The organism is Flavobacterium collinsii (assembly GCF_946903285.1).
GTDB lineage: Bacteria > Bacteroidota > Bacteroidia > Flavobacteriales > Flavobacteriaceae > Flavobacterium > Flavobacterium collinsii.
In genome coordinates this window covers 4,329,732-4,348,911 of the sequence record NZ_OX336425.1, presented here as the reverse complement: position 1 = coordinate 4,348,911, position 19,180 = coordinate 4,329,732, and the positions used below count along the sequence as shown (strand labels likewise).

General features: G+C 35.6%; 19 protein-coding genes. 4 read left to right on the top strand and 15 right to left on the bottom strand.

Annotation, left to right across the window (positions count from 1 at the left end):
- Window positions 1-3: 3 nt before the first annotated feature.
- The 6 genes from OGZ34_RS17705 to OGZ34_RS17680 all read right to left on the bottom strand — a co-directional run bounded on the left by OGZ34_RS17705 (window position 4) and on the right by OGZ34_RS17680 (window position 8,612).
- On the bottom strand, window positions 4-609 hold the full coding sequence (locus tag OGZ34_RS17705) for a Crp/Fnr family transcriptional regulator (protein ID WP_263361134.1): 606 nt from the start codon (window positions 607-609) through the stop codon (window positions 4-6).
- Between the two features lie 226 nt (window positions 610-835).
- Window positions 836-1,288: a hypothetical protein gene (locus tag OGZ34_RS17700; protein WP_263361133.1), complete on the bottom strand. Its 453-nt coding sequence runs from the start codon at window positions 1,286-1,288 to the stop codon at window positions 836-838.
- 489 nt (window positions 1,289-1,777) lie between these two features.
- On the bottom strand, window positions 1,778-3,196 hold the full coding sequence (locus tag OGZ34_RS17695; protein ID WP_263361132.1) for a TolC family protein: 1,419 nt from the start codon (window positions 3,194-3,196) through the stop codon (window positions 1,778-1,780).
- Window positions 3,197-3,326: 130 nt separating this feature from the next.
- Window positions 3,327-6,488, bottom strand: coding sequence for an efflux RND transporter permease subunit (locus OGZ34_RS17690; protein WP_263361131.1), 3,162 nt, complete (start codon window positions 6,486-6,488; stop codon window positions 3,327-3,329).
- A gap of 11 nt (window positions 6,489-6,499) precedes the next feature.
- Complete coding sequence (locus tag OGZ34_RS17685) at window positions 6,500-7,720, bottom strand: efflux RND transporter periplasmic adaptor subunit (protein ID WP_263361130.1); 1,221 nt, start codon at window positions 7,718-7,720, stop codon at window positions 6,500-6,502.
- Between the two features lie 298 nt (window positions 7,721-8,018).
- Window positions 8,019-8,612 carry a TetR/AcrR family transcriptional regulator gene (locus OGZ34_RS17680; protein WP_173964548.1) on the bottom strand — a complete coding sequence of 198 codons (594 nt, stop codon included), beginning with the start codon at window positions 8,610-8,612 and terminating at the stop codon, window positions 8,019-8,021.
- A 446-nt stretch (window positions 8,613-9,058) separates the two neighbouring features.
- Between OGZ34_RS17680 and OGZ34_RS17675 the strand changes: the two genes are divergently transcribed.
- Window positions 9,059-9,238 (top strand): type II toxin-antitoxin system HicA family toxin, encoded by a 180-nt coding sequence (locus OGZ34_RS17675; protein WP_202704166.1) that lies wholly within the window; start codon window positions 9,059-9,061, stop codon window positions 9,236-9,238.
- Window positions 9,239-9,262: 24 nt separating this feature from the next.
- Window positions 9,263-9,658 carry a type II toxin-antitoxin system HicB family antitoxin gene (locus tag OGZ34_RS17670; protein ID WP_263361129.1) on the top strand — a complete coding sequence of 132 codons (396 nt, stop codon included), beginning with the start codon at window positions 9,263-9,265 and terminating at the stop codon, window positions 9,656-9,658.
- A gap of 249 nt (window positions 9,659-9,907) precedes the next feature.
- Here the strand turns inward: OGZ34_RS17670 and OGZ34_RS17665 are convergent, their stop codons facing one another.
- From OGZ34_RS17665 to OGZ34_RS17630, 8 genes are all read right to left on the bottom strand, one after another.
- On the bottom strand, window positions 9,908-10,831 hold the full coding sequence (locus OGZ34_RS17665; RefSeq protein ID WP_263361128.1) for a bifunctional helix-turn-helix transcriptional regulator/GNAT family N-acetyltransferase: 924 nt from the start codon (window positions 10,829-10,831) through the stop codon (window positions 9,908-9,910).
- A 305-nt stretch (window positions 10,832-11,136) separates the two neighbouring features.
- Window positions 11,137-11,481, bottom strand: coding sequence for a cupin domain-containing protein (locus OGZ34_RS17660; protein WP_263361127.1), 345 nt, complete (start codon window positions 11,479-11,481; stop codon window positions 11,137-11,139).
- An 11-nt stretch (window positions 11,482-11,492) separates the two neighbouring features.
- Window positions 11,493-11,924, bottom strand: a complete 432-nt coding sequence (locus OGZ34_RS17655; RefSeq protein ID WP_263361126.1) for a MauE/DoxX family redox-associated membrane protein — start codon at window positions 11,922-11,924, stop codon at window positions 11,493-11,495.
- Window positions 11,925-12,185: 261 nt separating this feature from the next.
- The gene (locus tag OGZ34_RS17650; RefSeq protein WP_263361125.1) at window positions 12,186-12,980 is read right to left on the bottom strand and encodes a helix-turn-helix domain-containing protein; all 795 of its coding nucleotides are present in this window, start codon (window positions 12,978-12,980) and stop codon (window positions 12,186-12,188) included.
- Window positions 12,981-13,226: 246 nt separating this feature from the next.
- The gene (locus OGZ34_RS17645; protein WP_263361124.1) at window positions 13,227-13,724 is read right to left on the bottom strand and encodes an SRPBCC family protein; all 498 of its coding nucleotides are present in this window, start codon (window positions 13,722-13,724) and stop codon (window positions 13,227-13,229) included.
- Window positions 13,721-14,041: an ArsR/SmtB family transcription factor gene (locus OGZ34_RS17640; protein WP_202704173.1), complete on the bottom strand. Its 321-nt coding sequence runs from the start codon at window positions 14,039-14,041 to the stop codon at window positions 13,721-13,723. Before OGZ34_RS17640 ends, OGZ34_RS17645 begins: the two co-directional genes overlap by 4 nt.
- Window positions 14,042-14,430: 389 nt before the next feature.
- Window positions 14,431-14,748, bottom strand: coding sequence for a GIY-YIG nuclease family protein (locus OGZ34_RS17635; RefSeq protein WP_263363145.1), 318 nt, complete (start codon window positions 14,746-14,748; stop codon window positions 14,431-14,433).
- A gap of 691 nt (window positions 14,749-15,439) precedes the next feature.
- Window positions 15,440-16,315, bottom strand: a complete 876-nt coding sequence (locus OGZ34_RS17630; protein WP_263361123.1) for an isoprenoid biosynthesis enzyme family protein — start codon at window positions 16,313-16,315, stop codon at window positions 15,440-15,442.
- Between the two features lie 578 nt (window positions 16,316-16,893).
- Here OGZ34_RS17630 and OGZ34_RS17625 point away from each other — a divergent pair.
- Together OGZ34_RS17625 and OGZ34_RS17620 are read left to right on the top strand one after the other, a co-directional pair.
- Complete coding sequence (locus OGZ34_RS17625) at window positions 16,894-17,055, top strand: hypothetical protein (RefSeq protein ID WP_263361122.1); 162 nt, start codon at window positions 16,894-16,896, stop codon at window positions 17,053-17,055.
- A gap of 467 nt (window positions 17,056-17,522) precedes the next feature.
- Entirely contained in the window at window positions 17,523-17,756 is a 234-nt protein-coding gene (locus tag OGZ34_RS17620) for a hypothetical protein (protein WP_263361121.1), read from the top strand.
- Between the two features lie 139 nt (window positions 17,757-17,895).
- Here the strand turns inward: OGZ34_RS17620 and OGZ34_RS17615 are convergent, their stop codons facing one another.
- The gene (locus OGZ34_RS17615; protein WP_263361120.1) at window positions 17,896-19,155 is read right to left on the bottom strand and encodes a PIN-like domain-containing protein; all 1,260 of its coding nucleotides are present in this window, start codon (window positions 19,153-19,155) and stop codon (window positions 17,896-17,898) included.
- Window positions 19,156-19,180 lie beyond the last annotated feature (25 nt).

Genomic DNA, 19,180 nt, shown 5'->3' with positions numbered 1-19,180 from the left:
GATTTATAAATCTTTTTCGAGATTTTTTCTGATACGGCTTAGCTGAGTAGGAGTAATTCCTAAATGCGAGGCAATATGAAGCAACGGAATCCGCTCTGAAATATCTGGATGGCTGGATAAAAGGTGCAGATATCGTTCGGTGGCATTTTCCATGACTAGTGCTATTTCCCGTTGTTCTTTTTCGATCACCCAGTTTTTTTCTAAGTACGCGATGTAATAATTTTTCAGATCATTGTGCTGGTCGATGAGCGCTCTGTATTTTTTGTAGTTAAGCCGAATCAAGGTAGAATCCTCGAGTGCTTCTATGGTAAAATGAGATGGCGTTTGCTGCAACAAAGAAGCCTTTGAACCTGCAAAATGGCCTTCTAGAAAGATATTTTTGTTATAGAGATTACCGGCTGCATCGGTAATAAAAGCCCGTAAAGCACCTTTGATTATAAAATGTATCTCTTTTGCAGTTTGCCCGCTCTGTAATAAAATCTCTCCTTTTTTGACGGATTGAATTTCGGCGATGTCCTCGATTAATTTCCAGGAAGTATCCGAAATCGGAGCGTAGCTTTCGAATTTTATTTTTAAATCGTTGAGGTACTTATTTTGATTGATTGACATTTTGATTGAAGTTTTACCTATCAAAAATAAGGAAATATTACGGATTATATAGTACGCGGATGAGGCGGATTCGCTATCGCGAAGACACGGATTGACGCTGATTTTTCTCTCTCATTTTGTCATTTTGCAGAACGAGAAAAAAAACCGCTAAAAACGTAAAAGTTATTTAGCGGTTTATTTGGGAAAGTTTTTTACTGGTTTGATGTAAACCCTTTTATTTTAGAGTTTAATCGGCGTAATGATAAATGCTTTTTTTAATGGTGTCTTTTATTTTTTCGAGCGTTACTTCAGTCACACCACCTTCATAATTCATACTAATAAGGACTTTATCTTTAGAGATGTCATAATCAATTGAGATTAATCCGTTTTTATTTACGGGAACAGATTTGCTTTCGTTGGGGATTGTATTTAAAAAATAAACAGATTCTTCAACCTCTTTATTTTGGATAATATTCTGATAGACCTGAGCAAGATCCGTACCTTTTAGGATACATTCTCTTCCGGCACCCATTTCTACTTCGATATCCTTACAATCTTCTTTTTTCTCTTCTGTTTCTTTTTTTACAGCAGGACTTGTTTTTACTGGTTCTTTTGTCGCTTTTACTTCTTTTTCCGAATTGTTTTCTTTACAGTTTGTAAATAGTAATGCTAAAATTGCAAGGCATGCGATTCTTTTCATGTGTTTTAATGTATTGATTAAGAGATTTGTTTTATTTCTTATTAATATTCGATGCGATATTCATTGCCTGGAACCATTTTTTGAAGGCTTGACAATATCAAAAGTAAGGAAATATTACGGATTATAGGGTACGCGGATGACGCGGATTCGCTTTGCGAAGACACGGATTGACGCGGATTTTTTTAGTCTCATTTTTGTCATTTCGCGGAACGAGGCTCTGGCGATAGCGAAGAGGAGAAGCAAATTACAATTGTTAGTCTGCAAAAGATTAGTGAAATACCTTGCGGAGTTACTTGTGTGATCCTTCCTTCGTCAGGATGACAAGATTGCGCATAAAAGATTGCGAGAATAAAAAATCCGTGAAAATCCGCGTTTTCGCGATAGCGAATCTGTGCAATCCGCGTTACCATGCGTTACCCCATAAAAAAACGCCATGAAACTAAAAGTCTCACAGCGTTTTCATCTCAAAAAATAAATAATTAACGGGTATTATTTCCAACCACCACCTAAGGCACGATACAACTCGGTATTAGCAGATAGTTGTTCTCTTTTTATGTTGGCCAGTTCTAGTTCGCTTTGTAATAAATTCGACTGTGCAGAAAGGACTTCAAGATATTCCGCCATACCGTTTTTAAATAGCAAATTGGCATTTTTTATGGCTTGTTGTAACGTTTTTACGCGTTGTTGCAAAAATGATTCCTGTTGTTGCAATTTCTCAACTTTTACTAAAGCATCAGATACCTCACTAACAGCAACTAAAACAGCTTGTCTGAAACCAAAAACGGCTTTTTCTCTTTCGGCAACTGCGATATTGTATTGGGTTCTCACCTTTTTATTGTTCAGTAAAGGCTGTGTCAATCCTCCGGCAACAGTTCCGAACAAAGAAGCCGGAATGTTAAACCAATTGCTGGCTTCGAAGGAATTTACGCCACCCTGAGCGGTGATTCTAAGTGCCGGATACAAATTGGCTTTTGTGATTCCCACATTGGCATTGGCTACTTTAAGAGCCAGTTCGGCACTTTTTACGTCTGGTCTGCGGCTTACTAATGAAGACGGAATACCGATCGCATTATTGCTTTTAATTTCTAACGCACTTAAACGAAGACTTCTTTGTTTTGAATTTGGGAAAGAGCCTGTTAAAACACTCAATGCATTTTCCTGAATGGCAATGTTTTGTTCCAATAACGGAATCAATTGTGCAGCGTTTAATTTTTGTGCTTCTGATTGCTGAATCGCTAATGAAGTGACCTGACCTGCATCGTATTTTAATTTGATAATGTTGGTGGTACTATCATTTAATTTCAGATTTTGTCTGGCGATATCCAGTTGTGCGTCCAGCATTAAAAGATTGTAATATCCTTTAGATACATTGGCAACAATAGTAGTCTGTAAAGCTTTTTTAACTTCTTCTGATTGAAGATAACCGGCAAAAGCTCCTTTTTTCTGGTTCTTTATTTTTCCCCAAATGTCAGCTTCCCATGAAAGTGTTGCTCCGGCCGTAAAATCATTAATGTGATTTTGACCCAATGCCTGACCTAAGTTCTTTCCTGTAAAACTATTATCTGACGGATTGCTGGTGCTGGCTGCTACAGATAAATTCACCTCAGGGACATTTCCCCATTTGGATTGTGTAAATCTGTAATGTGCGATCTCGATGTTTTTAGTGGCAATTTGCAAATCGTTATTTCGGGCAACCGCACTGTCGATTAACTGAATAACATCTTTTTCGGTAAAGAAGTTTTTCCACTCCGTGTCTCCGATACTGGCCGTATCTTTTGAAACCGATGCATTCCTGAAATTTTCAGGAAATGCATCTTTTGGAGTTTCAATATCCTTCGAAACCTTACAGGATATTACTGTGGTGATCAAAATAGCAATCATCACAATTTTGGTTATATGATTTTTCATTTTAGGTGTTGTCATTAAATTTCTGTACAAGTATCTTTTCTGTTTTCAAGATCTCTTGAAATTTTATAGGAGATGTATCCGATGCCAATGATAATGGCTACGAGTACGGTTGTGATATAGTTTTCCATTTTTATTTTTCTTCGTTATGAATTACGGCTACCGGTTTTCCGGAAACCTTTTCTTGTAAATATTGGAAGATGATGAATAAAACCGGGATGATAAACAATCCTAGAATTACCCCTGAAATCATACCTCCGGCGGCGCCAATACTAATCGAATGGTTACCTTGTGCTGATGGCCCTTTGGCACTCATCATCGGAATTAATCCCACAACAAAAGCCAGTGACGTCATGATAATTGGTCGCAAACGCAGTTTTGCGGCATCTATTGAGGCCATCACCAATGCCTGACCCGATTTTCTTTTCTGAGCAGCAAACTCCACAATCAGAATGGCATTTTTAGCGAGCAGTCCAATTAACATTACCAGAGCTACCTGTACATAAATGTTGTTTTGAATTCCGGTTAAACCAATGGCTACAAATACTCCAAAAATACCTGCAGGAATTGAAAATATTACAGCCAAAGGCAAAATGTAACTTTCATACTGTGCAGCAAGTAAGAAATAGATGAATATCAAACACAGTAAGAATATAGTCGCGGATTGCCCTCCGGAAGAAATCTCTTCACGGGTTTGTCCTGAAAATTCAAAACTATAACCTGCAGGTAATTGTTGTGCAGCCACTTCTTCGATGGCTTTAATGGCATCTCCCGAACTAAATCCAGGTTTCGGAATGGCGTTAATCGAAATCGAATTAAACAAATTGTATCGCGAAGCGGTTTCAGAACCATAAATACGACTTAGTTTTACCAAGGTATTTATTGGAACCATCTCTCCGGTTTTGTTTTTCACAAAAACTCTGTCAATAGAGGATGGATCAGCTCTGTCGGCAATATCAGCCTGAACAACCACTCTGTAATATTTACCAAATCGGTTAAAATCAGAGGCTTGTGCACTACCAAAATAAGTTTGCATCGTTTGTAAAATGTCTTTTACGTTTACACCCAGTTGATTGGCTTTTTCATCATTGATATCCAGTTGCAACTGCGGATAATCGGCTTTGAAACTTGTAAAGGCTACTGCAATCTCCGGACGTTTCATCAATTCTCCGATGAAGCTTTGAGAGACGCCACTAAACTTATCCAATTTGCCTCCGGTTTTATCCTGAAGGACCAAATCTAAAGCTTCAACGTTACTAAATCCGGGAACAGTAGGGAAGCTGAATACAAAGAAACTTCCGCCGCTAATAGTTCCTAATTTTCCTTGTACATCGGCCATTATTTCGTTGATTCCTTTAATTTTTCCACGCTCTTCATCCGGCTTAAGCAAGACAAAAATAACTGCAGAAGAGGGACTAGTAGAATTTGTTAATAAATTGAATCCAGAAATCGCTGTTACAAATCGTGATGATTCGTCGTTTCTTAGCAAATTCTCTGCCTGAGTCATTACTTTTTGTGTTCCGTCAAGAGAGGTTCCCGAAGGTGTGTTTACTGCAATCGCAATGAATCCTTGATCTTCAGTTGGAATAAATCCTGTCGGAGTCGTTTTTACCATTACAATTGTTGCGACTGTAATTAATGCTAAACCACCTAAGCTCAACCATTTTCTGCGAATTAAAAATTTCAAACCTCCAACGTAACGATTGGTTAAGGAATCAAAACTTTTGTTGAAAGCGCTGAAGAATTTCTCTTTAAATCCTTTTTTCTCATAAACAGTATCTCCGGAAGCGTCGTGATTGTCTTTTAAGAATAAGGCAGCAAGTGCCGGACTTAAAGTTAAAGCGTTTACCGCCGAAATTACAATTGCAATTGCCATCGTAAAAGCAAACTGACGATAGAAAACCCCTGTAGAGCCTTCCATAAAACCAACCGGCAGGAATACAGCAGCCATTACCAGCGTAATCGAGATAATAGCACCCGTTATTTCGTGCATTGCTTCATGTGTAGCTACTTTTGGAGACAAATGCTTGTGCTCCATTTTGGCATGCACGGCTTCGACGACCACAATCGCATCATCTACCACAATACCAATCGCCAGAATTAAAGCGAAAAGTGTTAGCAGGTTGATCGAAAATCCGAATAACTGCATGAAGAAGAACGTTCCTAAAATTGCTACAGGTACAGCAATAGCCGGGATTAATGTTGATCTAAAATCTTGCAGGAATATAAATACTACGATGAATACTAATATAAATGCTTCGATTAAAGTATGTTCTACTTGTTCTATCGATTGATCCAGCGATACTTTGGTACTATAGAAAATGTTGTGTTTAATCCCTTTAGGGAAATCTTTTGAGGCTTTCACCATCAATTTATTAATCGCGATCTGAATGTCATTGGAGTTTGAACCTGCCAACTGAATGATACCAATTACAACTCCTTTTTTACCGTTCAAACGCGTTAAACTGTTATAGGAATAAGCACCAAGTTCCACTCTTGCAACATCTTTTAAGCGAAGTACTGAACCGTCTGCGTTAGAGCGAATAGCAATATTTTCATATTCTTCCGGTTTGGTTAGTTTTCCTTTGTATTTGATTACATATTCAAAAACCTCTGTACTTCTTTCCCCAAATTTACCCGGAGCCGCTTCCAAACTTTTGTCCTGAATGGCGCCCATGATTTCGTTTGGAGTCACTTTGTAAGTTGACATTTGCGTTGGATTTAACCAAACACGCATGGAGTAATCTTTTACACCTCCAAAAATACTGGCCGATCCAACACCGGGAATACGCTTGATCTCCGGAATAATATTGATCTGCGCATAATTGGCCACAAACGTCTGATCGTATTTTGATTCGTCATCGGTGTACATACCAATTGCCATGATAAAACTATTTTGTTGTTTGGCAGTGGTTACCCCTTGCTGTACAACTTCGGCAGGCAATTGACTGGTAGCCTGTGCCACCCTGTTTTGTACGTTAACGGCTGCCTGATCGGCATCAGTTCCCAATTTAAAGAAAACAGTAATGGCTAACGATCCGTCGTTACTGGCCGTAGAGCTCATGTAGGTCATATTCTCGACACCGTTTATAGATTCTTCTAAAGAGGGTGCAACAGAACGTAAAACCGTTTCGGCATTAGCTCCCGGATAAACTGCTGTTACCAAAACCGATGGAGGGGCAATATCAGGAAACTGTTGTAAGGGCAATTTCGTAAGTCCAAGTACCCCCAGAATCACCAACAAAATGGAGATTACGGTTGCCAGTACAGGTCTTTGTATAAATATTTTGAACATTTGCGTGAAAATTATTTTTTAGTGATTACTTGGGCAACTTTTGTGGCCGGTTTTTCAGGCTGAATAAGTTGTCCTTCCTGAAGTTTGTCGATACCGCTTAATACAATCTGATCACCTGATTTTACACCATCTTTGATCAAATAGTTGGTACCGCTTTTGCCAATAACGGTGATCGGCATTTTGTTGACTTTGTTTTCTTTGTTAACAGTGAAAACAAAAACTTTATCCTGCATTTCTACAGTAGCCGATTGTGGTACCAAAACGGCATCGTCATGGTGAAGACCTAAACGAATTTTACCCGTGTTTCCTGAACGTAAAGTACCGCCCGCATTAGGGAAAGTGGCTCTTAGTGTAATGGCTCCGGTGGTTTTATCAAACTGACCGTCTACCATATCAATTTTTCCGGTTTGTGGATACGCATTATTGTCTGCTAAAATCAAAGTTACAGGAGGCAACTTTTTGATTTTATCGCCTAGGCTGCTGCCGGCATATTGTGCTTTAAAGTTGATGAAATCGGTTTCTCCCAATGAGAAATAAGCAAAAACTTCATGCACATCAGATAAGTTGGTTAAAGGTTCAACATCTGATGCCGAAACTAAACTACCTTGTTTTTTAGGCAATCTTCCAATGTATCCGCTTACAGGAGCTGTAACATTGGTGTATCCTAAATTGATTCTGGCTGAACCCACCATTGCTTTAGCCTGCTCAATATTGGCAGCAGCAATTTTTTGAGAAGCTTTGGCTGTTTTTAATTGATAATCCGAAACTACTTTGTTTTGAACTAATGGAGTTAGTTTATCTACTTCTAACTGAGCGTTGATTAAAGCAGCTTCGGCAGCGTGAAGATTGGCCAATGCGTTGTTTAATTGTTCGCGAAAAGGACGTTCGTTTATTTTGAATAAAGTTTGACCTTTATTTACGTAAGCACCTTCGTCTACATAAACTCTTTCCAGGTTTCCACTCACCTGAGGGCGAATTTCAACATCAACAGTTCCTTGTATAGAAGCAGGATATTCGGCATCTGTAGTGGTGTTTTCACTTGTAATGGCTAAAACTGGTAATAGTGGTGCGGCAGGAGCTGCCGGGGCTTGCGATTTATCTGCACAACTACTTAGTACGAGTGCCAGAATAAAACTGGTTATGATAACATTTTTCATTTTACTATTGGTTTTAATTTGTTGAACATTTTTTGAGATTAATTGATGTGGTATTCTGGCATTCCGGGAATTCATATTTAATTATATTAAATTATCTAACGTTGTTAAGCTTTTAGGCCTGAATTTCTATGTAATGAGCCTCCCAGTTCTATTTCAAAAACGGGTATTAAATTATTTATCACTGTTAAGTAAAATGAGAAAAAAGGTTTCTAAATTACTCTATTAAATTATTTATCACTGTTAAGTAAAATGAGAAAAAAAGGCTTCTAAATTACTCTATTAAATTATTTATCACTGTTAAGTAACAAGGCAAAGGTATTTTTTAATCGGCTATTAAATCATTTATCACTGTTAAGTAAAAATGAAATTTTTTTTATTGTATTGATTTTATGATACCACCAATCGCATCTTTTAGGATTTGAGCGTTTATGGTTTCCAGAATGTCACTTTTGTTAATGATATTAATGGCAATCAAACCATGAATAACAGAAAAGAAAGTAAAATATTTTTGCTTGATAATATCCTCACTTGGATTACTGTTCTTCATAACTTCAGCAATTACCGAGGTAAACAATTTATAAGGTGCTTCCTGAGCCGAACATCGTTGTGCACAGCAGGTCATTTGAACACCAAACATTAATTGGTACATTTCAGTATTACTAAAAGCGAAATCCCAGTAGGTCATCCACATGGCTTCTAACTGATCTTCGGGTTTTTCAAACTTATCTTTTGCAGTTTGCAACTCTTTGGCCAGTTTCAAAAAACCTTTACCGGTTAGTTCTTCAAGTATCGCCTCTTTATTCGAAAAGTATTCGTAAATAATTGGAGCAGTATACTCAATTCTGTCGGCAATTTTACGCATACTCAAACCATTCCAGCCTTCTTCTTTTACGATATCATAAGCAGCCCCAAGAATGTTATTTCTTGTCTCTTCTTTTTGTCTTAAAATTCGATCTTTACTAGCCATTTTATTTGAGTATTAAATTGTTTAACACCGTTAGGCAAATGTAGGACGGTTTTTCTGATTATGAAATAATTTTATCATAATATTTTCTTATCGTGCCATAGGTCGGCTATAAAAAACTTGCGAAGGCTTTATTTTACTCGATTTTTAAAGACATATTATTTTTTTAGGAGCAGTAGGTTTTTGTGTTTTTAAGACCAACTGTCCTGCTTTTCGCTATATCTTTTTCTGTTCTCATTAAAGAAACGAGACCAGAAAAAGGATACCGCTGCAATCAGGGCTATGAAAGGAGTCATTATTTTTATAAGATGAACTGAGTTCTGATCATTTAATAATTTATTTATATATGTTTTTTCCTACTTTTATTGGCAATTGTTTCTATCTTCGTTTCAAAGTAAAAATAATTTTTTAAGATAGTAATTTTGCTATCTTTGTAAAATCGTTATCAGATGAAATCTAGAGAATTTATTAGAGAGGCTATTAGAAATGGATGGGTATTCTTAAGACAGGGTAAAGGAAGTCACGAGATTTATGAGAAAGATGGTAAGCAGGTGGTTATTCCAAATCACGGGTCAAAAGAAATTGGAAAAGGACTGGAACAGAAATTAAGAAAAGAAATGGGACTCTAACTTTCTTTAAAATTTTGAAAAACTATGAAAACAATTAGAATTATTATTGAAAGAAACGAAGATGGTTTTTGGGGTTATGCAGAAAATGAAAAAGCAATTGTTGGTGGCGGTGATACTGTTCAGAAATGCAAACAGGATATACTCGATTGTATAGCAACTTTAAAAGATTTGGATAGCAATAACAGACCTTCCTTTCTTGAAAAAGAATATGAATTAGTATATAAATTTGACACGGCCAGTTTATTGAATTATTACAAAGGAATTTTTACAAATTCAGCTTTGGAAAGAATTACTGGTATAAATCAAAAACAGATACAGCATTATGCGTCCGGTCATCGAAATCCGAGATTAGCGCAACGTATCAAAATAGAAACAGCACTTCATAATTTAGGGAAGGAGCTTTTGGCTGTAGAATTGTAAGCCCATATTATTTCGTTTTTGGAAAAGGAAAAGAAAATTACTTATTAAACCTGCATTTCGCTCGTGAGTATGATTTAAAATTTGCCATTTTTTTTATTCACGAGCGCGGCAGCTGTAGAGATTTTTTAGAATAGAAAAACGGAGTTGTAAAACTATTAATAAGGACTCGTTGTCATTTCACATTTTTACATCTCACATCTCACATCTCACATCTCACATCTCACATCTCACATCTCACTTTTTCACATCTCACTTTTTCACATAATCCATTTCGACGTGTTCAATTCCTGCATCCAGGAAAAAATTATCGGTTTGTTTGAATCCGTTTTTGATGTAAAAACGACTTGCATTGACTTGAGCGTACAAATAGATCTTTTCCTCATCTTTTAAATCCGCTAAGATTTTTTGCAGAATCGCCTCTCCAATTCGTTTCCCGCGATAAGTATTCAAAACAGCAATTCTTTCGATTTTGAAACCTTTTTCCATTTGGCGGTAGCGTGCCGCTCCGGCTGGTAAGCCATTAACAGTAGCAAGATAATGAATCGCCTCTTCATCATCCATAGATTCACGTTCCTGGGAAACATTTTGTTCCTCTACAAATACTTGTCGGCGAATAGCAAAGGCAATTTCTACTAATTTGTTATCGTCAATCTTCTCGACTTTTAGGGTATTTTCTGTTGCTTTTTGAGCAGTGTCGCTCTTCATTTCTTTAATTGTGGTCATTCGGTCAAAAAGATTTTTTGTTTTCAGATTCTGATTTACTTCGTGTATGGCTTTAAATAAATTGTTTTCGGTATCAGTAAGTTCAATCAAAGCTTCGGTCATGATTTGCCATAAAGGCCGCAATTGATCGATCATCTCGTTGGCCTTGTCAGTGAGCGTGATCAGGCGTTTCCTTTCATCTTTGGCGTCTTTGGTAGAACCAATCAGTTCTTTTTTCTCCAGTTCTTTCAGTAACGAAATAGTAGTAGGGTGGGAATAGCCAATTTCCTGTGAGAGTTCGACAACACTAATGGCTTTTTTCTGCGAAAGCACATACACCACCGGAAACCATTTAGGTTCAAAATCGATGTTTTGACTTTTGTAAAACAACTGCGCTTCTTTCCTAAGGTTCTCATTCAAACGCTGCAAAAGATTCCCCAATACCAATGACTTTGATTGCTCTAATACCATAAAAAATAATTTTAGTTCAAATTTACGTAGTTGACTACATATATTCAAAAAGGAAAAGTAAATTTTAAGATTTATTTATATTTTTTGACTTTTGAAAGGGAGTAAATGTAAAATGTTAGATGTGAAGATGTGAAGATGTGAAATGTGTTTACTTTTTCTGTCTGGGTGTAGGGAGTAAAACTTAATTTTAACACATAGAAACATAGATACGAATACCTAAAAGGGGAAATAAAGAAAAAAAGTTTTCTTTTAAGATAGTTTACAAGGACTATGCTTCTATGTGTTTAATAATTCTGCCAACAAATTTATTTTAGTATTACAACTTCCTCGGGGACTTTGAACAGTAAGACACAACCGGTTTTAGAAAACACAGAGTGACTGCTTCCCGGTGGCATGTACAGATAATCGCCAGTTTTTAATTCGTCTTTTCCGGAGCGGACTTCGCCTTCAAGCACATAAATTTCTTCTCCGGCAGGGTGAACATGATTAGGATACGAAGCACCCGCTTCAAATTTTAGTAAAAAAACAGTGGGTCTGTTTGTAGTGGGGTCAAAGTATAAAGACTTGGCAAAAATGCCATCCGTTTTTACACCTTCTTCAATAAGAACTTTCCAGTTTTTTTCGCTGCTTCTTGTGATTTGTTTCTCCATTATAGTAATTTTTAGTTTGTTTGATTTTTTGAAAGGATTTCATCTAAACTCCAGTGGTATTTTTCTACAGTAGACAAAAGAAAAGCTGCCATAGAAAAGGTAAATACAGAATAATCTAAAGGTTCTTTTACTCCAAAAGAAAAAGTCATGGCAAGTGCAAAACCAAAAGTTAATAGGGCAGCGCCAACAGCCGCAAATTTCGTTTGATAGCCAATGAGCAGGAGTAGAGCAAGTAGTGTTTCCAAAATAGTCGATGCAATAGCAATAATTGAAATCCAGTTTTTAGGAACAAAAGAATTTACTTGTTCGGTATAAGCCAGAAAGTTTTCCCAACCCGAAGATTGCGTTCCCCACAATCCTAACCGACTTGAAACGGCGGATAAAAAACCTGCTGCTAAGGCAACACGCAAAAGCAAAACGGCATATTTCTGATTTTTTTTCATCTTTTTGATTGCTTAATTATTACAATACAAAGATGCGGAAGGCAGTATTGCTAAAGAATAGAGAATCCTCGAAAAAGCATGTAATTAAACTTTTTCGGAGTTTTTTTAATATGGAGGAAGTATAGAATTAGAATCTTAAATAAACGTATTTTATTTAAGCAAACACGGCTGTCTATGAGTTGAGAAACGTGTTTCTTTTTTGCAAAATCTTTTTGCAGCACATAATTTCTATGTTTCTATGTGTTTAAAATCAACGTCCTATTAGAAGTTAGTCGCTTTTTCTTTAAAAGATTTTGGGGAAGTGTTGGTGTGTTTTTTGAAGAAATTAGAGAAGTAAAAAGGATCATTAAATCCTAAAGCATAAGCGACTTCTTTTACCGATAGTTTCTCGTAGGTAAAAAGACGTTTGGCTTCGGAAATGATCAATCCAAAAATTACATTTTGAGCTGTTTTATTAGTATGCAGTTTCGAAAGTTCGTTTAGTTTCGATTCTGTTGTACCGATCAGAACAGCGATTTCGTTTACAGAAAGGTTCTTGTCGAAGTTTTGTAAAATCGCTTCCAGAAAATGAAGAAACAGTGCATCGGGTTTGTAGATTTCATCCCCGCGATTAATTTTGGTTCGGTTGATTTCGATCAATATTAATTCAATTCGGCTGTGAATAGAGGTGAGGTATTGATAGGGCATTTGTAGTAATTCTTTGCCTATCGTTTCTAATTCCTGAATAAAAAACGGGCTATTGTCTACCACAATCATTTCATTCATGGCGAAGTGACAAAACAGTCCGTTATGGAAAATCAATTCCATATCCGTATCGTCTTTGCAGAAAAAATTATAGGTGAATTCTAAAACAAATCCCGTTGCATTCCCGATGTTTTTAAAATAATGAATCTGACCGGAAGTAATGGTGATAACAGCATTTTGGGTTAAGGTAAATTCATTTTCATCGACAGAAATAATAGTCGAACCCGAAGTACAATACACAAGTACATATTTTAAAACGCGTCTGGGTTGTTCTAAATCTGTCGCCTGATCGAATGTTTTTATCGAAACCATATTGGGATAGTGTTGGATCAAAAGTAAGATTTATTTCATGAAGTAGGGGCTGTAGGTTGTATAAAGATTCGCTAAGATTTTGGTTTGAAGTTTAGATTTAATCTCGCGAAGGCGCAAAGACGCGAAGTTTTCATTTAATGCCACAGATTAAAGGATTAAAAAAGATTTTCCAGTTTAGGGCTGGTAAATCTACGAAATCTGTATAAAAAGAGCTTTGCGTCTTTGCGTCTTAGCGAGATTCTTTTATTATTCTGATAAAGTTTTCAGCAATTGATCCAGATTGTCGATACTCATTTTAAACCCTTGTTCGAAGCCCATTTCGATCATTTTTTCCAGACGTTCCAAAGATTCATTGAAAATTGAGATGCTCACCTTGGTAATACCGTTTTGCTCACTAAAGCTATGATCCCAATTGGAGCCCGGCAGTTCGCGGTTTTCATTTTGGTCTGCAAAAGTATTGAACATCTTAAAATTCGTCTTTGGAGTAATCGAAGTGTATTCCTGAACCGCCCAACGTTCCAGGCCTTCAGGGCTCACCATGGCGTAGAATCTACGTCCGCCAACTTCAAAGTTCATGTGTTTCGTTTTAGATGACCAGGGTTTTGGAGCTACCCATTGATCCAGAAGTTCCGGTTTGGTAAAAGCATCCCAAACCAGCGGAAGTTCTGCATTGAATTCTCGGTTTATGATTACCGTTTTGGTGGCTTTGTCTACGGTAAAATCAAATTGCAAATCGTTTTTCATTTGTTCTGTTTTTTAAGCGTTACTAATAGTTCGTCAAGCTGATTGAACTTGGTTTCCCAAATCGCTCTGAATTGGACTAGCCATTGATCAATCTCTTTCATTTTTTCAATTTCAAGCGAATAATAAATTTCCCGGCCTTGTTGTTCCTGTTTAAGCAAATCACATTCTACTAGTATACGAAGGTGTTTCGAAACCGATTGTCGGGAGGCGTTGAAGTTTTCGGCGATGGCATTTGGTGTCATGGCCTGTACAGCGATCAGCGTTAGAATGGACCTTCTAGTCGGGTCGGCTATGGCCTGGAAAATGTCACGTCTCATAATATTCTGATTTTAATTAAGAAACCAATTGGTTGCAAATATACGTGCAACTATTCGGTTTCGCAATTTTTTTGGCAGTTATTTTGGGAAATAATCTCGCAAAGTCGCTAAGAAGCAAAGTTTTATGGTGATTTGTTGTTTGTGGTTTGTGGTTTGTTGGTTTCAAGTTTCAAGTTTCAGGTTTCAGGTTTGCGCAATCTTGTCATTTCGACCGGAGGGAGAAATCGCACAAGAAACTCCACAAAGCATGTCGCCAATCTTTGTCAAATAACCAGTGCGATTTACTTCGTCTATTCGCTATCGCTCGAATCTCCTTCCAGTCGAAATGACAAGATTGTGTATAATTTGGAAAGTGTACGAAGTCAGGAGACTTCGCTGAGCGGGGGGGGTTACTCAAAATGGGAATTAAGAAATTCGAAAGTCGGGTTAAAACTTCGTATAAGTTCAATTTTCTTATCACGTCTCCACTTTTTTAATTGTTTTTCTCTTGCAATGGCTTCCTGTATCCAGGTGAATTTTTCGTAGTAAACCAGAAATTGGATATTATATTTTGAAGCAAACGTTTTATTATTCAGATCTATATTTTCTTTATGTTTTGAAAGCCTTTGCTTTAAGTTATTCGTGACACCAATGTAAAAAGTAGTACGATGCTTATTTGTTAAAATATATACGTAGTAGCTATGAAAGCCAATTTGTGGATTCAGTATGCTTTTTTTGTGCGAATATACATATTTTTTTATCTGTCATTTCGACCGAAGGGAGAAATCGCACAAGAAACTCCACAAAGAATGTCGCCAATCTTTGTCAAATAGCCAGTGCGATTTACTTCGTCTATTCGCTATCGCTTAAGTCTCCTTCTAGTCGAAATGACAAGATTGTGTATAATTTGGAAAGTGTACGAAGTCAGGAGACTTCGCTGAGCGGGGGATTTCTAATAAAAATCAGTTATTTTTTTAAATTGCCTCCTGCTTTAGCTGGAGGGTATCTGTTCGTTGAGGAGAAAGGGCTTTAGCCAAAATAATGTGCATTTGGCTAAAGCCTTTTTCACTGGATTTTTAGTACCTCCAGCTAAAGCAGGAGGCAATTGAAACTTCAAGATATAGATTTTGCGATTTCTAGAGTTAGTCAATAATTAAGGGGTTTAGTTTTAAAAGCCTTCGACTTCGTTCAGGGTTGCAAACGGGTATTTAGAAAAAGCTTTGCGACTTCGCATCTTTGCGAGATTCTTTTAAAGTTGCCTCAAAAAACTCCATGCATCTCCGAGCGACTCCGTGAATCTCTGTGGAACGAACAAAAAAAGGGCGGTACTTTATAAGCACCGCCCTCCAGATAATTTCGATTCAGATTATGTGATATTTATAGATCTTAAATTCGGGATTTAAGGGAAGAATTTTCATTCTACTTGTTGTCGTGATACCTGTAGGTAATATAGGACCATTCAAGATTTCCTCTAAGCCAGAATATAAAAACAGGATAGAGTTCCGGAAATAGTTCTTTTATTTTGTCAATGCTAATTTCAATTTCATTTAAAAGGTCCTTTAATAAAGTTTCTGTGGAAATAGCTGTTTTAGTTAGTCTTATTACAACTTCATTAGCCAATTCTTTATCGTTTATTTCTTTGTTAAAAGAAAACACATCGTTTACATGCATAAAAGGTTTCATTCCAAGACCAGACACGTATTCCTGAGCTGTAATGTACAACAGATCACGATCCTCATAAACAACAGTAAGCGCAATTAAAAATGGGATGATGCCCGCATCCGAGAGTCTGAAAAAATGATATAATTCGTCGGGATCATTACAAACCTTTTCTTTGATATTGTATTTTCTGTCGATGTAATAGCAATATGCGGCATTGACCCATGAGGTATAAACCTGTCTTTGGAAATTTTCCGGAAAGTAGTCTTTTACAATAGTTTCTATTTCATTTACCATTTCATCTATTGTCTGTAGCGAACATAAGTTATCTTCCCAATCAAACAATAGATTATTCAATACGCAAAAACCAACTAAAGCTCTTTGGTTTACAATTTTGCGGGCCAGTACCATATGTCCGATTAAATCGACGTAAGTAGCCCACGCCCGTTTTCGTTTTTCAGGATTTGGACCGTCATAAAATCGCATAGATCGGGTTAGAATCTCGTCCATTTCTTCGTTAGTGAAGGCGTACCTGCTCCAGGGACAATCAAATAATGTAAGACAAGATTGGTAAAAATTATCCATTGTTTTTTGTTCAATGGACATCACGGTAAGTTGTTCATAAACTGTTTTCATAGTAAATTGTTTTTTAGTTTGACAATCTGAATAATCTTTTGGAGATATTCTATTTACTATGGAAATGGTTGTTTCCTTACGATTTTTATTGGTTTCTAACGCAGTATGAAATTTTCTTCTTCATTATTTTTGGAAGATACTCTGCTAACACATTTCCTGTTTAAATAATTACTCCTTTAGGGATTAAATTCATGCTTTTAAATGTTTATGTTATATAAAATGATTACTGATTTATAGGTTTTATAAGAAGGGTTTTCGGGGTCATCAATTAAGGCAGTCGTCAGGCTTGTAAATGCAATCGAAATCAACAATGTAGATAGTATTCCGGTAAGTATTTTTTTTTTGCAAATTGCTACTGGATTTCATTTTGCTTAAAAAAAAGGAAATTATCTTGTCAAAATTATCTGGTCAAAAATATTAATTTAATAATCTAAATAACCACGTATTAATACCTGTTTATTTTATTGAAAACCAGCTTTTTATATTTGACGGAAAGAGTGGTTTTTTATGATAAGAGAGATTTGTATGATTGTAGCAATAGTTCCCAAATAAATCTGAGAGCTTTTGTTTTATTAAAAGTGAAAAAAAGTACAAACACGAAGGATGACAAGATTGTGTATAATTTGGAGCGTGGACGAAGTCAGGAGACTTCGCTGAGCGGGGGAAAAATTCCGTTAGGAATGATAAATATTGTAGCAGCGGATTTTAATCCGTTGAATAATAAAAACAGACATAAATAGGAGTTCCGTAGGAACGGCACATCATTACAGGAATATTGCAGCAATTAAAAATTCCGTAGGAATGAAATATTTATAGATTCCAGCGGAGCGACATGCGCTAAATAAGATTTCACCCCGCTGGGGTTCTTTTGAAATGGGGTGAATTGTTTTTTTATAAATATTTCGTCCCGTTGGGACTTCATAAGAAATAGAGGTATTTTTTTCGGGACGTGATAAATGACAAAAATGCGATAAATGTTTGCTGAAATATAGATTTCTTATATTTGATAAACGAATGTAATTTATTGAAAGAAAAATCCTTCTTTTTTAAATAGTTTTCTCTATATTTGAAGTTCTTAAATCTTCACAATTAAGATAAAATAAAATTTGCCCTTGTGCTATGTAGTAAAGTTTCGAAAGAGCTTTGACGCCGTGAAGAAGCGTAAGACTACTAAGGTATAAGGGTTTTTTCTTAAATTCTTCAAATTATGAAAACAAACACCCTTTCCAAAGAAGCCGAAACAAGGCTTATTGATTTTTTTAATCACACTATCGATCCAACCGAAATGGCTAAGGCCATAAGACAAGCCAATCACATACTTGCTTTAGGAGTCATCAGAGAACACGAAATTCTTGAAAAAGAAAGAACCAATCTGGAAAACAGCTTTTACTGGCTGAATGAACTGGCGGAGATTTTGAATCCTTATTTGTGTGAGGAGTAGAGTTTATAAAATGTAAAAACCTCGATTTTTAAATGAATCGAGGTTTTTTTTATAGGTATATTGTGTTCATTACTTTACGGGCACGGATGGCAAATCCGGGCTATCGGGGTTTTATATTGCTTTAGATTAGATACGAAAGTTAAACATTTTCTAAATTATCATCCGAACGATCATCTTTTTTTCTAATTTGTTTTAAAGCCTCTTGTGTTTTTTTCAGTTCTTCTATTGGATTTTTATAATCTCGTAGATGATTATAAAAATTTCGAATTTTTTTATAATCATTTATCTCTTTAATTATTTCTAAACTTTGACTGTAGTCTTTTAAGTTATTTAAATATTCGGGCTTAAATTCTGTTAATTTTTGTATTTGGTTTATATAATCGGAATAACTTTTATAATCTTCAATTTCATTTTGATAATGTCTAGGATCATTAAATATTTTGATAAACTGCTCATTAATGTCATATTTATTGGCATAATAAATATTGTCAGAGTTTATATTCTTTTGAATAATTTCCGTTTCTTCTTCTAATTTTTCCGTATTACTAATTTTAAACGACTCTGAGATTAATTGAATGAACTTTGTAGTTGTTATTGAATAGAATAACTTGCCAGTGTTTGTTAAAAATTCTTTTATTAGCTCTTTTCTAGGACCAAGGTCATATCCTTTAAATTTAATAGCCCAATCATCTTTGCGGTCATCAGATATAAACAAAACTGATTTTTCAGTTTCTTTTGCAAGATTCTGTAATTCATTCCAAATTATTAAATCACCAAATTTTTCATTTTTTGGTTTGTTAATGTCTTTGTATCCTGGGGGAATTTCATTTTCATATCTTTTTTCTCCTTCTTTAAAAAGCTTCTCTTTTTCAATTAAGGAAATTTCGGGACTTATTTTTTCTTGAATAATTTTTGTTATTTCTTCTAGAATTGGATCTTCTCCTTGAATATATTTTATTTCAAAATCTTGTTTAAATTCAGTAATTATTTTTGATATTTTTTTTAATGATTTTTCAATTTCATTAATGATAGAATATTGGAGAGGAGATTCATGTTTTAATATGCTTAAAGCAGAATTGTATTTCTCCGTTCCTGTAGAATTCTGTATTACATTAATTAATTTTTTTTGATTCTCATTAATTAGCTCATTGATGTTTTCTTTAAAAGTAGATCTATTTTCAATAATAATTAATCTATTTTTATAAAACTCATTGCAAATATGATTTGTTAAATAAAGACGTTCTTCAACTTGTTTTAGAATTTCAAAATATTTTTTTCGATTCGATTCACTATACCTGTATAAATTTAGTATTGAGTTTGTATCAAGAACAATAATTGAATTTTTGTAAATATCTTCAAGATTCTCAATAATGTGGTGTTCTTTAAAAGTATTTTTCATTCTTGAAAGTAATTTGTTTTTTTAT

Coding starts and splice junctions, on each gene's coding strand:
- OGZ34_RS17685 (WP_263361130.1), bottom strand. CDS start 7,720: ATGAATTCCCGGAATGCCAGAATACCACATCAATTAATCTCAAAAAAT.
- OGZ34_RS17695 (WP_263361132.1), bottom strand. CDS start 3,196: ATGAAAAATCATATAACCAAAATTGTGATGATTGCTATTTTGATCACC.
- OGZ34_RS17630 (WP_263361123.1), bottom strand. CDS start 16,315: ATGAAAACAGTTTATGAACAACTTACCGTGATGTCCATTGAACAAAAA.
- OGZ34_RS17620 (WP_263361121.1), top strand. CDS start 17,523: ATGAAAACAAACACCCTTTCCAAAGAAGCCGAAACAAGGCTTATTGAT.
- OGZ34_RS17640 (WP_202704173.1), bottom strand. CDS start 14,041: ATGAGACGTGACATTTTCCAGGCCATAGCCGACCCGACTAGAAGGTCC.
- OGZ34_RS17675 (WP_202704166.1), top strand. CDS start 9,059: ATGAAATCTAGAGAATTTATTAGAGAGGCTATTAGAAATGGATGGGTA.
- OGZ34_RS17680 (WP_173964548.1), bottom strand. CDS start 8,612: ATGGCTAGTAAAGATCGAATTTTAAGACAAAAAGAAGAGACAAGAAAT.
- OGZ34_RS17655 (WP_263361126.1), bottom strand. CDS start 11,924: ATGAAAAAAAATCAGAAATATGCCGTTTTGCTTTTGCGTGTTGCCTTA.
- OGZ34_RS17665 (WP_263361128.1), bottom strand. CDS start 10,831: ATGGTATTAGAGCAATCAAAGTCATTGGTATTGGGGAATCTTTTGCAG.
- OGZ34_RS17660 (WP_263361127.1), bottom strand. CDS start 11,481: ATGGAGAAACAAATCACAAGAAGCAGCGAAAAAAACTGGAAAGTTCTT.
- OGZ34_RS17645 (WP_263361124.1), bottom strand. CDS start 13,724: ATGAAAAACGATTTGCAATTTGATTTTACCGTAGACAAAGCCACCAAA.
- OGZ34_RS17705 (WP_263361134.1), bottom strand. CDS start 609: ATGTCAATCAATCAAAATAAGTACCTCAACGATTTAAAAATAAAATTC.
- OGZ34_RS17690 (WP_263361131.1), bottom strand. CDS start 6,488: ATGTTCAAAATATTTATACAAAGACCTGTACTGGCAACCGTAATCTCC.
- OGZ34_RS17670 (WP_263361129.1), top strand. CDS start 9,263: ATGAAAACAATTAGAATTATTATTGAAAGAAACGAAGATGGTTTTTGG.
- OGZ34_RS17615 (WP_263361120.1), bottom strand. CDS start 19,155: ATGAAAAATACTTTTAAAGAACACCACATTATTGAGAATCTTGAAGAT.
- OGZ34_RS17650 (WP_263361125.1), bottom strand. CDS start 12,980: ATGGTTTCGATAAAAACATTCGATCAGGCGACAGATTTAGAACAACCC.
- OGZ34_RS17700 (WP_263361133.1), bottom strand. CDS start 1,288: ATGAAAAGAATCGCATGCCTTGCAATTTTAGCATTACTATTTACAAAC.